Source organism: Streptomyces sp. NPDC102279 (genome assembly GCF_044766365.1).
In the GTDB taxonomy this organism is placed as follows: Bacteria; Actinomycetota; Actinomycetes; order Streptomycetales; family Streptomycetaceae; genus Streptomyces.
Genome location: NZ_JBIWLU010000008.1, coordinates 67,206 through 80,631, shown reverse-complemented (window position 1 = coordinate 80,631; position 13,426 = coordinate 67,206). Strand labels below are relative to the sequence as shown.

General features: G+C 74.2%; 12 protein-coding genes. 5 read left to right on the top strand and 7 right to left on the bottom strand.

Features of this window, described 5'->3' with window-relative positions; translation table 11 throughout:
* Nucleotides 1–128: 128 nt before the first annotated feature.
* Nucleotides 129–1,277, bottom strand: coding sequence for a mechanosensitive ion channel family protein (locus tag ACIRQH_RS21525; RefSeq protein ID WP_388930994.1), 1,149 nt, complete (start codon nt 1,275–1,277; stop codon nt 129–131).
* A gap of 226 nt (nt 1,278–1,503) precedes the next feature.
* Here ACIRQH_RS21525 and ACIRQH_RS21520 point away from each other — a divergent pair, with 226 nt between their 5' ends.
* On the top strand, nt 1,504–2,040 hold the full coding sequence (locus ACIRQH_RS21520; protein ID WP_358819353.1) for an HNH endonuclease: 537 nt from the start codon (nt 1,504–1,506) through the stop codon (nt 2,038–2,040).
* 120 nt (nt 2,041–2,160) lie between these two features.
* Here ACIRQH_RS21520 and ACIRQH_RS21515 read toward each other — a convergent pair whose 3' ends face one another.
* The 4 genes from ACIRQH_RS21515 to ACIRQH_RS21500 all read right to left on the bottom strand — a co-directional run bounded on the left by ACIRQH_RS21515 (nt 2,161) and on the right by ACIRQH_RS21500 (nt 8,086).
* Nucleotides 2,161–3,501 carry an FtsX-like permease family protein gene (locus ACIRQH_RS21515; RefSeq protein ID WP_404226814.1) on the bottom strand — a complete coding sequence of 447 codons (1,341 nt, stop codon included), beginning with the start codon at nt 3,499–3,501 and terminating at the stop codon, nt 2,161–2,163.
* Nucleotides 3,498–4,217, bottom strand: a complete 720-nt coding sequence (locus ACIRQH_RS21510; protein WP_404226813.1) for an ABC transporter ATP-binding protein — start codon at nt 4,215–4,217, stop codon at nt 3,498–3,500. Before ACIRQH_RS21510 ends, ACIRQH_RS21515 begins: the two co-directional genes overlap by 4 nt.
* The gene (locus ACIRQH_RS21505; RefSeq protein ID WP_388877852.1) at nt 4,214–4,747 is read right to left on the bottom strand and encodes a PadR family transcriptional regulator; all 534 of its coding nucleotides are present in this window, start codon (nt 4,745–4,747) and stop codon (nt 4,214–4,216) included. Before ACIRQH_RS21505 ends, ACIRQH_RS21510 begins: the two co-directional genes overlap by 4 nt.
* 108 nt (nt 4,748–4,855) lie before the next feature.
* The gene (locus tag ACIRQH_RS21500) at nt 4,856–8,086 is read right to left on the bottom strand and encodes a beta-N-acetylglucosaminidase domain-containing protein (protein WP_404226812.1); all 3,231 of its coding nucleotides are present in this window, start codon (nt 8,084–8,086) and stop codon (nt 4,856–4,858) included.
* A gap of 308 nt (nt 8,087–8,394) precedes the next feature.
* Here ACIRQH_RS21500 and ACIRQH_RS21495 point away from each other — a divergent pair, with 308 nt between their 5' ends.
* From ACIRQH_RS21495 to ACIRQH_RS21485, 3 genes are read left to right on the top strand one after another with little or no spacing between them, the layout of a single operon-like run.
* A complete protein-coding gene (locus tag ACIRQH_RS21495) occupies nt 8,395–8,664 on the top strand; it encodes a hypothetical protein (RefSeq protein ID WP_358819348.1) in 270 nt (89 codons plus the stop codon).
* On the top strand, nt 8,665–10,836 hold the full coding sequence (malQ, locus tag ACIRQH_RS21490) for a 4-alpha-glucanotransferase (protein ID WP_404226811.1): 2,172 nt from the start codon (nt 8,665–8,667) through the stop codon (nt 10,834–10,836).
* Nucleotides 10,837–10,893: 57 nt separating this feature from the next.
* Nucleotides 10,894–11,133, top strand: a complete 240-nt coding sequence (locus tag ACIRQH_RS21485; RefSeq protein ID WP_358819346.1) for a hypothetical protein — start codon at nt 10,894–10,896, stop codon at nt 11,131–11,133.
* Nucleotides 11,134–11,257: 124 nt separating this feature from the next.
* Here the strand turns inward: ACIRQH_RS21485 and ACIRQH_RS21480 are convergent, their stop codons facing one another.
* A complete protein-coding gene (locus tag ACIRQH_RS21480; protein WP_404226810.1) occupies nt 11,258–11,755 on the bottom strand; it encodes a MarR family winged helix-turn-helix transcriptional regulator in 498 nt (165 codons plus the stop codon).
* Nucleotides 11,756–11,909: 154 nt separating this feature from the next.
* Between ACIRQH_RS21480 and ACIRQH_RS21475 the strand changes: the two genes are divergently transcribed.
* On the top strand, nt 11,910–12,905 hold the full coding sequence (locus tag ACIRQH_RS21475; protein ID WP_388930982.1) for an EamA family transporter: 996 nt from the start codon (nt 11,910–11,912) through the stop codon (nt 12,903–12,905).
* Between the two features lie 43 nt (nt 12,906–12,948).
* On the opposite strand, the gene ACIRQH_RS21470 is transcribed toward ACIRQH_RS21475, so the two are convergent.
* Nucleotides 12,949–13,425, bottom strand: a complete 477-nt coding sequence (locus tag ACIRQH_RS21470; RefSeq protein ID WP_404226809.1) for a DUF1203 domain-containing protein — start codon at nt 13,423–13,425, stop codon at nt 12,949–12,951.
* Nucleotide 13,426 lies beyond the last annotated feature (1 nt).

Sequence of the window (13,426 nt, the reverse complement as noted above, 5' to 3'; positions counted from 1 at the left end):
TCGAGGCGGGGCGCGCTTGTTCGACGGGGCGGGGCGTGCGCTCCGTTCACGAGGCGGCGGCACGCGAAAGGAGGCGGCGCCCGGGGTGACCGGGTGCCGCCTCCTTCGTACGGGCGAGTCCTGTGGCGCTACTTGGCCGTGCTCGGCGGGGTGGGGCCCGGGACGATCGGGGCCGCGGCCAGGGACTGCGCGGAGGTCGGGTTCGCGTGGGCCGAGGGGGCCGCCACACTCTCCGACGGGTCGACCGGCTCCTCCTCGTGGGCCGCCGCCACCCCGCCGACGATCCGGATGTCCGCCTCGTCGAAGGCCCGCTTGATGCGCCAGCGCAGCTCGCGCTCGACGGACAGGGCCTTGCCGGGCATGGTCTTGGCCGAGACGCGGACCACCATGGAGTCGAGCAGCACGCTGTCCAGGCCGAGGATCTCGATCGGGCCCCACAGGCGCTCGTTCCAGGGCTCTTCCTTGCTCATGGCCTCGGCGACGTTGTTCAGGACGGACTGCACCTGGTCGAGGTCCTCCGAGGCGCGGACGGTGACGTCCACACCGGCCGTGGCCCAGCCCTGGGAGAGGTTGCCGATGCGCTTGACCTCGCCGTTGCGGACGTACCAGATCTCGCCGCTGTCGCCGCGCAGTTTCGTCACGCGCAGGCCCACCTCGATGACCTCGCCGGACGCGACGCCCGCGTCGATCGTGTCACCGACGCCGTACTGGTCCTCCAGGATCATGAAGACGCCGGAGAGGAAGTCCGTGACCAGGTTGCGGGCGCCGAAACCGATGGCCACACCGGCCACACCGGCCGAGGCGAGCAGCGGGGCGAGGTTGATCGCGAACGTGCCGAGGATCATCAGCGCGGCGGTGCCCATGATCAGGAAGGACGCGACCGAGCGCAGGACCGACCCGATGGCCTGCGAGCGCTGCCGGCGGCGCTCCACGTTGACCAGCAGCCCGCCGAGCGAGGTGCCGTCGACGGCCTGCACCGTGCGGTTCATGCGATCGATGAGCTTGGTGATCGCCCGCCGCACCACCACTCTCAGCACCGCGGCTATGACCACGATGAGCAGCACGCGCAGACCTATCGCGAGCCAGGTCGACCAGTTCTCCTCGACCCAGCTCGCGGCGTTGGTCGCACTTTCCTGGGCGTCCTGAAGCGTGGGGGCGACCCGACCGGTCGTCGACGGGGACGGCGACGGGGTCGGGGCGGCGGCCAGGGCCGATAGGACGGTCAGGGACACAGCAGGTACCTCCAGGCGTAGCGGTCCGCCCGCGGCCGGGGACATAAGAGGCGCCGTTCGGGCAGAACCACCACACTAACGGGGCATCGTGTGTGGATCGTTGTGTTCAGCGGGGGAGAGACGGTGCTCACCTGGGGATGCAGGGGGTGTGGTCGAAAACACTCCCAGCCCGTTACCGGGACATGGTGGCGCTTCCACCAGGCATGAGGAGAGACTGGCTACAGATCGTCCCGGCGCGAGCCACGCGCCGCCGGCGTACAAGGAGGCATCCGTGCCGCACGTCCTGGTTCTCAACGCGTCGTACGAGCCGCTCGGCGTCGTACCGCTCCGCCGCGCGCTCGTCCTCGTTCTGGAGAACAAAGCCGTCTCTCTCGAGGAATCCGGCGCCTTCATGCACAGCGCGACCGTAACTGTCCCCGCACCCAGCGTGGTCCGGCTGAAGAGGTTCGTACGGGTTCCCTACCGAGGGCCCGTCCCGCTGACCAGGCGAGCGCTGTTCGCCCGCGACGGCGGCCGGTGCATGTACTGCGGTGGCGTCGCAACCAGCGTCGACCACGTCATCCCGCGCTCACGCGGGGGTCAGCACGCCTGGGACAACGTGGTGGCGTCCTGCCGCCGCTGCAACCACACCAAGGCCGACCGCCACCTGGTCGAGATCGGCTGGCGCCTGCGCCACAAACCCGCCCCGCCGACGGGGCTCGCCTGGCGCATCATCGGAACCGGGCACAGGGACCCGCGCTGGTTGCCCTACCTGCAGCCTTACGGCGCGGACGACGCGATGGCCCGGATCGACGGCATTTCAGCCTGACGATCCGGGCTTTTGTGTTGCCACCTTCCGGCACGCGCGGCACGTGCGGCACGCCGGGTCCGGCCCGCCGGGAGGACCCCTGTGCCTCCCGGGGGGCGGGCGTGGGCAACTGTGCGCCGTTCAGAGGCGGCGCAGCTCCGCGGGCCGCATCGAGCGGCGCAGCAGGGGCAGGGACGTGGCCGCGGCGAGCAGGCAGGCCGCGTAGACGGCCGGGGGGACGACCAGCGGCAGGAGCGGGACCGTTCCGTGGCCCGCGAGCTGTCCGTACCAGAGGCCGACGACGAGGCCTCCGGCACCGGCGACCGCGACGGCCGGGGCGAGCGGCAGCGCGGTCTCCAGGAGCAGGGCTCGGCCGAGCACGCTCTGCGGCACGCCTGCCGCGACCTGCGCCGCGAGGCCGCGGCGTCGCGTGGCCAGCGACTCGGCGGTGCCCACGGCGAGACCGGACAGCGCGAGCGCGAGAGCGATCAGGATCGCCGCGCCGGAGAGGTCGACCCCGGTGGTGTAGAAGGACAGGTCCGCCGCGAGCATTTCGGGGTCGCGTCCCGTGAGGTCGGCGAGCAGCACCTCACGTACGCCGACGAAGCCGGTCCCCACGACGGTCACGAGCAGCACCGCCGCGTGGGTGCGGGCGCCGGCCCACGGATCGTCCCGCAGCCGCTCGGCCGCGATCAGGGTCGCGGGGTTCTCGGTCCGTTCCGCGAGCACGCGGCCGATCAGACGGGCGGCCGCACCCGCCGCCCGGACGGCGCCGAGGCCGGTGAGAATCACCACGATCAGGACGAACCCCTGGGTCGTCTCGTACCCGCCGAGGCGGCGCGGGCCGAGGGCAAGGCCGGTGAGAAGGATCACCAGCGCCGTCACGACGACGACACGGCCGGGGCGCCGTCCCGCCGCCGGACGTGTCCGGCGCACGTGGCCCAGCGGTGAGGCCACGACGTGGCGCAGCGCGAACGTGCTCACCAGGGCGCCCAGCACGGGCACGGCCACCGCGACCGACGTGCACGCCACCCAGAGGAGAGCGGGCGGGTCGGGCCACCTGTGCCACACGTACGGAACAGCGGCGGCGGTGGCGAGTACGGAGCCGATGAGGCACGCCAGTCCGGTTTCCAGGGCGGCGATCCGCCGTACCTGGCCGGGTGCGGCCCCCGCCAGGCGCAGTGCGGCGAGCCTCCGGTCACGGTGCACGGCACCGACGCGGGCGCACTGCCCGAGGAAGCCCAGCACCGGCACCAGCAGGAGCACCAGGGCCAGGACCACGCCGGAACGCTCGGCGGGGTGGTCGAGCAGCCCGTCGGCCACCGGGACCCTGCGGTCCCCGCGGATCGAGAGGACCACCGCGGCGGTCAGACCGAGTCCGGTGGACAGGGCCGCACCGGCCGCCGTCAGTGTCACGCGCCACCACTCCCGCCGGTCGGAACCGCGGGTGAGGAGCAGGGCGAGTCCGAGGTCCGTTCTCACCGGGACACCTCCTGGGTCCGCAGCGCGGCGGGGACCGTCGACGGGGAGCCGTGGGCGGGGACCGCGCCGTCCCGCAGCGAGACCTCCCGGTCCGCGTACGCCGCCACCTGGGCGTCGTGCGTGACCAGCAGGACCGCCGTGCCGGACTCCCGGGCGGTCCGGATCAGCGCGCTCATCACCTGCTCCCCGGCGAGGGAGTCGAGCGCGCCGGTCGGCTCGTCCGCGAAAACGATCCTCGGATCCGTCGCCATGGCCCGGGCCAGCGCCACCCGCTGGGCCTCGCCGCCGCTCATCTCGCCGGGCCGCTTCGCCTCCTGCTCCCGGACACCGAACCGCTCCAGCCACTCACCCGCCCGCTCACGCGCCGCGGAGCGGGGAATGCCCGCGAGCAGCAGCGGCAGCGCCACGTTGTCGGCGGCCGTCAGCTCGGGGATCAGCTGTCCGAACTGGAACACCACCCCGAACTCCGTCCTGCGCAGCTCGCTGAGCCGCTTCTCGGGCAGCAGGTCGAGGCGCGCACCGTCGTACTCCACCGTGCCGATGTCGGGCCGGACGATGCCCGCCAGGCAGTGCAGCAGCGTCGACTTGCCGCTGCCGCTGGGTCCCGTGACGGAGACCACCTCGCCGGCGGCCAGCTCGATCGAGGCACCGCGCAGGGCCGGGGTGGGCCCGTGCGCCTTGACCAGGCCGTGGGCGGCCAGAAGGGGGTTGCTCATGCTGCGTCGACCTCCGCGGTCAGAGGGGTGAGCCGGGCCGCGGTGGTGTTCATCCAGCGGAGGTCGGCGTCCAGGTGGTTGAGGGCGTAGTCGGCCGAGAGGACGGTCGCGAGGTCGGCGCCGGGCTCCGTCTTCACGGCGGTGAGTTCGCGCATCCGCTCCATGTGCGCGGTGCGCTGGGCCCGGAGGTAGCCGGCCGGATCCGCCGAGGCGAGGATCGAGACGACGACCTTGGCGAAGATCTCGTTCGTCACGAAGGGGGCGGGCGGGGTGATCTCGCCCGCCCACCGGGCCAGTTCGCGCGAGCCGTCGTCGGTCGAGCGGTACAGCGTCCGCTCCGGGCCGCCGTCCGAGTCGGTGCCGTCGACCGCGGCGAGTCCGTCGCGGACCAGCCGTTGCAGTGTCGTGTAGACCTGCCCGTAGGCCAACGGGCGTGCCTGCGGGAAGCGTTCGTCGTGCCGTCGCTTGAGGTCGTACCCGTGACCGGGTCCTCCGGCGAGCAGCCCCAACAAGATGTGACGGGTGCTCATGGACTGAGTATGTACTCAATATATGTACTGAGTGAATAGCTGACCGGAAGATCGCCGTAATTGATCACCGGGAGAGGTCGCGTCCCGTCGGTGGATCCGGCCCGCAGGTCAGTCCGCGACCCCGTAAACCCCCACCGACCACAACGAATATCCGTACCGGGTGGCCCGCTTGATGCCCTGGACGCGGACGAAGCGGACGGCGCGTTCGTCGAAGCGGACCTCCTCGTGACCGCCGGGGGCGTCGTTCACGGTGGCCGCCGTGCGCCAGACGCGGCCGTCGGCGGAGACCTGGACGCGGTAGGCGGAGGGGCGGGCGTCCTGCCAGTGCAGGGTGAGGCGGCCGAGGCGGGCCGGTTCGGCCAGGCGCACCTGCCACCAGGCGCCGTCCTCGACGGGCGAGGACCAACGCGTGCCCGGATCACCGTCGTTGGCCGCCGAGGCCGGGAAGTCCGGGGTCTCGTCGCCGGACGAGGAGGCCGTGCCGGTGCGCGCCAGGTCCTGGCCCGCCGTGCGGGGGAAGGCGCGGACGGTCAGGATGCGGGTCTCGGAGCCGAAGGTGACCGGCACCTCGTACGTGCCCGAGGGGGTGCCCGGCGCGACCGTGACCTCGACCGCGGTGTCGACGACCGCGCCACGGGGGAGTGTCGAGGAGCCCTGCGGCACCTCGACCCGGATGCCCTCGGGGGCCTTCGCGGTCAGCTCGCCGCGGACGTCGGAGGGTCGAAGCGAGGTGATCCGGGCCGTCACCCGCCGGGTGCCGCCGATCTCCACGTCCGCCGTCGAACGGCTCAACTCAAGTTCTGCGGCGGGGGAGTCGGCGAACCACGGCACCAGATGCCGTACCTGGTCCCGGCTGGGACCACTGACCCGGAGCGCGTCCGTGCGCACGCCCGACGTGTGGATCTCCGTCGCGCCCCCGGCCGCCAGCGGGCCGAGGCGCCGCCAGCCCTCGCCGGGCACGTGCGCCTCGACGGAGCCCGCGGCGGCGGGGTCGGTGAGCACGCTCACGGCGGTCAGCGTGCGGGGACGCGGGAGCGTGAGGGTACGGGGGTCGGCCTCCCCGCCGGTCCCGCCGTCCCGCCGACCGCCGTTGTTCCGGGGCGCGTCGTCCTGCGCGGAGCCGCTGTGCTGGGCGTCACCGCCGCTGTCCGCCCGGCCGTCGCCCTTCGGTGCCGCCCCGTCCGTCGCCCCGCCGGGCTTCGTCCGTCCGCCGGGCCGAGCCGACGGATCGTTGTCGAGCCCCGCCCACCTCCGGTAAGCGGAGCGGGCCTTGGTCAGGAACGGGTCGAGCACGCCCTTGCCGACCGTCACCCCGCTCGCCGCGAGTTCGGCGCGCAGCCGTTCCAGGGTGTTGTACGCCGTCCACGCGGCCGTCGCGTCACCCCTCGCCTGGGCGGCGGCCAGGTCGACGGCCGTCTCGCCGGCCGCCCCGTACCGGGCCAACTGCGTGGTCCAGGGCTCCACTTCGGTTGCGACAGGACGTCCGGCCAGCCGCTCCGGGGTCTCGCGCATCACCGTGAACGCGGCGCGCAGCCGCTCGGCCGCCGCCGCGTTCGCGGCCCGGTCCGTGGTCGTCCGCGCCTGAAAGAACGCCTCGACGAGCGGGCGCAGATACGCCGACTCCTCGCCGCCCAGCACGGACGACGCCTCGTTCCCGGCCAGCGCGCGCAGCGCACCGGCCCGCCGGGCGTCCCCGTCCGCGAGGTCCTCGATCGCGGCCTTCCAGGACTCCTTCGGGCGGTAGTCCCGCGGGTTCCACGCGTAGTCGGCCGCGGTGAACAGCGGGATGCGGGAGGCCTCGGCCTGGGGCATCGCGTTCGCCAGCAGCGCCGCCGAGCCCGTCGCGACCGCGGGCTCGCGCCCCTCGTAGGGGCCGAGGAACACGCGGTCCTGCGCGTAGTCGTTGACCGGGTAGTTGTCCATGGTGACGAGCCGGTGGCCGCCGAACACCTCGCGGGTGCGGGCGAGTTCGCCACCCGTGATCGTCTTGGGCACGACGCCGACGCCCGTCCAGGCGATCTCGACGCCCTCGGCAAGGGCGCTCGCCAGCTCGCGCCGGTAGTCCGTCGCCCCGTCCTCGTAGTACTCCGTCGGCATCAGGGACAGGGCGGCCACGTCCGGGTGGCGCGCGGCGAGATGCCGGGCCACGGCGTTCGCCACCCGTGCCTGCGCCCGCGCCGCCGCCGCGGGTCCTGAGCCGAACGTGTCCGCGTCCGCCCCGCAGTGCCACTCGCTGTAGCTGACGTCCTGGAACTGGACCTGGAACGCCCGGAATCCGAGCGCCCACATGGCGTCGAGCTTGCGCGTGAGGGCCTTCACGTCGGCGTCCGAGGAGAAGCACATTGCCTGCCCCGGGGCCACCGTCCAGGCCGGCGTCACGTGGTTGCGCCGTGCCCGCTCCGCCAGGTCCCGGAAGTGCGCGCGCTGTGCGGCCGGGTACGGCTCACGCCAGCGCTCCTGCCGGTAGAGGTCGTCGCCGGGGGCGTAGACGTACCGGTTCTGCTTGGTCCGCCCCATGAAGTCGAGCTGTGCGAGGCGCTGTTCGGTGGTCCACGGGCTGCCGTAGAACCCCTCGGTGGTGCCGCGCACACCGGTGCCGGGCCAGTCCCGGACGACGGCGCCGGCGATCCTGCCGTCCGTGCGCACGAGTTGACGGAGTGTCTGGACCGCGTGGAACAGGCCGTCCTCGCCGACTCCCGCGAGCGCGAGGGTGTCGCTGCCGTCGACCCGGCCGACGGCCAGCCGGTAGCCGCCGGTGGGGAGATCGGCGCGGGGAGCCGCGCCGAGCGCCGTGAGGGCACGCTCCAGGGAGCTCGGTCCGGTGCCGGGGACGGAGTTCGCGCCCCACCGGCCGGTGCGCGCCGCCTCCGTGCCCACCCGCACCACCAGGGCGCGCGCCGGAACGACGTCACCCTCGCGCGCCGTGCTGATCTTCCGCGCGCCCGCCTCCCGCAGCACCGCGCGCAGGGCCTCGACGGCGTACGGGTCGAGCGTGCCGTCGGAGGTGTCGGGGGGTGCCGGCGCGTACCGGTCGGAGGTGACGCCGGGTGCGAACGGGGTGTGCGGTGTGCCGGGGGCGTACGGCGCCGCCGTCGCGCCCGCCGGACCGGTGACCAGGACGACCTCGTCGGGGACCGCGACCGGGGAGCCGTTCGCCCGCAGGGACTGCGGGCGGGGCCAGACGGAGGGCACGGCGCCGCCGGTGGACTCGGCGTCGTCCGCGGAGGCCGTGGGACCCGCATCGGGGGGCGCCGCGACGGCGACCGGAGCTGTCCCGAGAGCGCTCGCGACCACGGCGAACGCGAGCGCGGTCGTCCCCTTCGCCCGCCGGAGCCGCACGCTTCCCCCTCGTAGCTCGCCTCCCCGGCGGCTGCGCCGGATCGGCGACGAGCCCACCATCCGGGTGGTGAGGGTGTCAACGGGAGTGGCCGAAGTGTCAGGATTGCCCCAGCCTGGAAGGGCGGCCCGGAGGGACGGGACGGCGGCGGAGTGTGACCAGAAGCACGTTGTTCGTCCGTGTACGTCTGCCGTCGCGCCGACTGGGTAGGGCTGCGGTGACCGTCTGGGCATGCCGTTCCGGCAACGGCCCGCCGCCGACCGCCGGAATGCCCTCGGACGCCGTACCCGACTCGACCAAGGAGGCCCCCGTGGCCGCATCGGCTCACCTGCTTCTCTCGGCCCTGTCCAAACGCGACGCGGAGCCGTCCGTCCCCGGCCAGCGCGGCGGACGCGCGTCCGCCGAGCCCGAGGGCGCCGGCTTCTGCCTGCTCAGCGCGGAAGGCGCCTGCACGGAACTGCCCCTCACCAGCGAACCCCCGCTGCCCGACGCGGAACCCCTGACCAGCGAGCCGCCGCTGGCCGACGCCGCGCACCTGACGAGCGAGCCCACCTCCACCGGCGCCGCGTCGGGGTTCTAGATGGCATCGAGTGGGCCCGCCGAGCCGCAGCGGACGCCATCGGAGCCGGCACCGCCGACACCCCTGTCCCGGCTCGCCGAACTGCACGGCGTCGCCCCCGCCTACAGCCCCTCCCCGGACCGCACGGTCGCCGCCTCGGACGCCGCGCTCGTCGCGATCCTGGCCGCCCTCGGCGTCGACGCGAGCACCCCGGACGCCGTGACCGCCTCGCTCGCCCGCCACGAGGCCGAAGCGGCCCGCCGCCTGCTGCCGCCGACCGTGGTCTGCTGGGGCGGCCTGGCCCCCGCCGGGCTCGACGCGCTGCCCGACGGCACCCGGCTGCGCGTCACCACCGAACAGGGCGAGACCCGCGCCTCCGCCGAGGGGCTGCCCCCCGGCGTTCACACGCTGCACGCCACCGCGCCCGACGGCCGCACCGCCGACGCCCACCTCGTCGTCGCCCCCACCCGGCTGCCCGCGCCGCCCGGACGCACGTACGGCCTGCTCGTCCAGCTCTACTCCCTCCTCTCCCGCCGCTCCTGGGGCATGGGCGACCTCGGTGACCTCGCCGAGCTGACCGCCTGGGCGGGACGCGCGCTCGGCGCCGGATTCGTACAGGTCAACCCGTTGCACGCGGCCGTGCCCGGCGACCCGACCGACCCCTCCCCGTACCGGCCCTCCTCCCGGCGCTTCCCCGACCCCGTGCACCTGCGCGTCGAGGACGTCCCCGAGTACCCGTACGCCGAGGACCACGAGCGGCTGCGCACGGTGCTGGAGCGGGCCGAGCAACTGCGCGAATCCGTGCTGCGCAAGGGCGCGTTGATCGACCGTGACGCCGTCTGGGAACTCAAGCGCGAGGCGCTGGAAGCGGTGCGCGCCGTACCGCTCGGCCCCGGCCGGCGGGCCGCCTACGCCGACTTCCTCGCCGAGGAGGGCCAGGCGCTGGAGGACCACGCCACCTGGTACGCGCTCGCCGAGGTGCACGGCTCCGACTGGCGGAACTGGCCCGCCGGGCTGCGCGATCCCCGCTCGCCGGAGACCGCCCGCGCGCGCGGCGAGCTGATGGACCGCGTCGACTTCCACAGCAGGCTCGCCTGGCTCACCGACGCCCAGCTCGCCGCCGCCCAGCGCTCGGCGCGCGACGCGGGCATGGCCGTCGGCCTCGTCCACGACCTCGCCGTCGGCGTCCACCCGGACGGGGCCGACGCCTGGGCGCAGCAGGAGCACTTCGCGGCCGGCATGTCCGTGGGCGCGCCCCCGGACGCCTTCAACGCGCGCGGCCAGGACTGGGGTCTGCCGCCCTGGCGGCCCGACCGGCTCGCCGCGTCCGGATACGCGCCCTACCGCCGCCTCCTGCGCGCCCTCCTGCGGCACGCGGGCGCGCTGCGCATCGACCACGTCATGGGTCTGTTCCGGCTCTGGTGGGTCCCCCAGGGGCAGCCGCCGACCGAGGGCTCCTACGTCCGCTACGACGCCGAGGCCATGCTCGCGATCCTGGTCCTGGAGGCCTCACGGGCCGGGACCCTGGTGATCGGCGAGGACCTCGGCACGGTCGAACCCGGCGTGCGCGAGACGCTCCAGGAACGCGGTGTGCTCGGCACGTCCGTGCTGTGGTTCGAGCGGGACTGGGAGGGCGACGGGCACCCGCTGCCTCCCGAGAGCTGGCGCGCCGACTGTCTGGCCACCGTCACCACCCACGACCTGCCGTCCACCGCGGCGCGGCTCACCGGTGAACACGTCGAACTGCGCGCCGGCCTCGGCCTGTTGCTCGGCTCCCTCGACGAGGAGCGGGCGGCCGCCGCGGCGGACACCCGGGAGTGGCTCGCCGTGCTGGGCCGGCTCGGGCTGCTGCACGGCGCGACCGGCGGCAGCCCCGCGTCGGCCGAGGAGGCAGAGATCCAGGCCGTGCACCGGTTCCTGCTGCGCACCCCGGCCCACATGATCGGCGTCTGGCTGCCGGACGCCGTCGGGGACCGGCGCCCGCAGAACCTGCCCGGCACCTGGGACCAGTACCCCAACTGGCGGTTGCCCATCGCCGACGCGGAAGGCCGTCCGGTGACTCTGGAGGACCTCGCCGCGTCACCCCGGCTGCACGCCCTCCTGGGGGTCGTACGGGCGGAGAGCGGCCCCGGCGGGCTCGGGGGCGGCGACGTGGACGGAGGGCTCTCGGAGGGGTCGGGAGAGGGGCCGTGACCTCCGTACGGCACCCCCGGGCGCGCGCGTCATTCAGGTGTTCGCTACGTTTGCACCGTGGACAAGAAGAACGCTCTGCGCGCCGGTGCCCTGGCCGCCGGTACGACGCTGATGATGCTGCTCATGTCGTCCCCCGCGCTCGCGCTGACCCGCGACGACGGTGACGACCCCGGCCAGGGGCTGAGCGTGCTCGACACGCTGGGTCTCTATGTCGCGGCGCCGATCGTGCTGTTCCTGGTCATCGCCGGCCTGGTGATGGTCCTGGACAAGTCCCACAAGCAGCCGAAGCAGGGCTGAGCGCCGCTCGCCCCACCGCCTCTCTCCGTCGGGGGAGTTCCCGCACCCACCCGGTGCGGGGACTCCCCCGACGCGTTTGCGCGGGGGCTCTTCGCGGGCTGCCCTCGGGCGTTCCGGTGGAGGCTCAGTCGCTGGTCGCGGCCAGCAACGGGCGCAGCAGGGCGGCCAATTGGGTGGCCTGGTCGCCATCGAGGGCCGAGAGCGCGGCCGTCTGGACGGCGAGCCCGGTGCCCACCGCCTCGTCGATCAGCCGCAGGCCCTCGTCCGTCAGGGTGACCTTCAGGCCGCGCCGGTCGTGCGGATCGGGGGACCGGCGGAGCAGCCCGGCGCGCTCCAGTTTGTCCAGGCGCCCGGTCATCCCGCCGGTGGTGAGCATGAGCGTGGCCGAGAGCTGACGGGGCGAGAGCGTGTACGGGGCGTCCGAGCGGCGCAGGGTCGCCAGTACGTCGAACTCCCCGCGTGAGATCCCGTACCGCGCGTACGCCTTCTCCATCCGGTCGCCCAGTGCCCGCGAGATCCGGAAGACGCGCCCGAAGACCTCCATCGCGGCGGTGTCGAGATCCGGCCGGACCGCGGCCCACTGCTCGATGATCGCGTCGACGGGGTCCTCGGGGGTGCTCATGGAGCGAGTATCCGCCGCGTCGCAGGTGGCCCGCAAGAAAGTAGCTCGGAAGGGAGTGGGTCGGAGGCAAGCGGATCAATGACAAGCGGATCGCCCTTGAGTTGGTCGGCGAAAAGCATCTTGCCTCTAATTAGCTTAGAGCTAAGCTAAAGACATGACCACGAACCGCTTCGCCCTGACGGCGCTCACCGCGCTCGCCCCCGTCTCCTGGGGCAGCACCTACGCGGTCACCACCGAGTTCCTCCCCGCCGACCGGCCGCTGTTCACGGCCGCGCTGCGCGCCCTGCCCGCGGGGCTGCTCCTCCTCGCGCTCGCCCGTGTGCTGCCGCGGGGCGTCTGGTGGGGGAAGGCCGCCGTGCTGGGCGCGCTGAACATCGGAGCCTTCTTCCCGCTGCTGTTCCTCTCCGCGTACCGGCTGCCCGGTGGCATGGCGGCGGTCGTCGGCTCGGTCGGGCCGCTGTTCGTGGCGGGGCTCTCCGTACTGCTGCTCGGCGACCGGCCGACCCTCCGCACGCTCCTCACCGGCGTCGCCGCCGCGCTCGGCGTCAGCCTCGTCGTCCTGAAGGCCGCGGGGGCGCTGGACCCCGTCGGGGTCCTCGCGGCGCTCGCCTCCACCGCGTCGATGTCCGCGGGCACCGTGCTCACCAAGCGCTGGGGCCGGCCGGACGGGGTCGGCCCGCTCGCGCTGACCGCCTGGCAGCTGACCGCGGGCGGGCTGCTGATCGTGCCGGCCGCCCTCGTCGTCGAGGGGGCCCCGCCCGCCCTGGACGGCCGCGCGGTGGGCGGCTATCTGTACCTCGCGCTGGCCAACACGGCGGTCGCGTACTGGCTCTGGTTCCGCGGCATCGGCCGGCTGACCGCCACACAGGTCACGTTCCTCGGGCCGCTCTCGCCGCTGACCGCCGCGGTCATCGGCTGGGCCGCCCTGGGGCAGACCCTCACCCCGCTGCAACTGGCGGGCATGGGGCTGGCGTTCGGGGCCACGGTCCTCGGCCAGCTGAGGACCCGCGGGCCCGCCACCACCGTGATCGCCGCCACCTCCGCCGCCGAGGCCGGCGACGTGCGACCGGCCACCCGGCCCCGTGGTTCCGCTGAAGAGAGTCCTCGAAAGGGTTCGCCGGACCTGACGGTTCCCGGCTCGCGACGGTAGGACCCGGGCGGACGCCTCGCCTCCGGGCGGGCCCGTCACCCCGTCAGCCCCGTTCCACCGCGTACAGGAAGCAGCCGTACTCCACCGCCCGCACATGGACGAGGGCCACCTCGGGGTCGGTGAAGGCCGTCGTGAAGGCCTGCTGGAACGTGTCCGGCGGCTCCACCAGCTGCCCACCCAGGATGCGCCCCTCGGCCGAGTAGCGGCGCAGGACGCGGTGGGCGTTCGTGAAGGGGAGTTCCCCGCCGGCCGGGCCCGCGCAGTCGCCGGCGTGGACGAAGACCGGACCCTGCTCGTCGTACGCGCCCGGCTCGGTGCCGGTCTCCGCGGCCCGGCGGCGCAGCGGGGCGTAGGAGACGAGGGCGATGCGCTCGCCGGGTTCGCTGCGGCGCAGGCAGCAGCGCAGCGGCGCGCCGCCCTCCGGATCGGTCAGCGGGGCGGCCGGACGGCCGGCGTCGTCGCTGTCGAGGAGCTCCTTCAGGACGGTCGGGGGGATGGGCCGTGCGGTGTACGTCGTCATG

Coding starts and splice junctions, on each gene's coding strand:
- ACIRQH_RS21525 (WP_388930994.1), bottom strand. CDS start 1,277: ATGTCCCCGGCCGCGGGCGGACCGCTACGCCTGGAGGTACCTGCTGTG.
- ACIRQH_RS21510 (WP_404226813.1), bottom strand. CDS start 4,217: ATGAGCAACCCCCTTCTGGCCGCCCACGGCCTGGTCAAGGCGCACGGG.
- ACIRQH_RS21505 (WP_388877852.1), bottom strand. CDS start 4,747: ATGAGCACCCGTCACATCTTGTTGGGGCTGCTCGCCGGAGGACCCGGT.
- malQ (WP_404226811.1), top strand. CDS start 8,665: ATGGCATCGAGTGGGCCCGCCGAGCCGCAGCGGACGCCATCGGAGCCG.
- ACIRQH_RS21480 (WP_404226810.1), bottom strand. CDS start 11,755: ATGAGCACCCCCGAGGACCCCGTCGACGCGATCATCGAGCAGTGGGCC.
- ACIRQH_RS21475 (WP_388930982.1), top strand. CDS start 11,910: ATGACCACGAACCGCTTCGCCCTGACGGCGCTCACCGCGCTCGCCCCC.
- ACIRQH_RS21470 (WP_404226809.1), bottom strand. CDS start 13,425: ATGACGACGTACACCGCACGGCCCATCCCCCCGACCGTCCTGAAGGAG.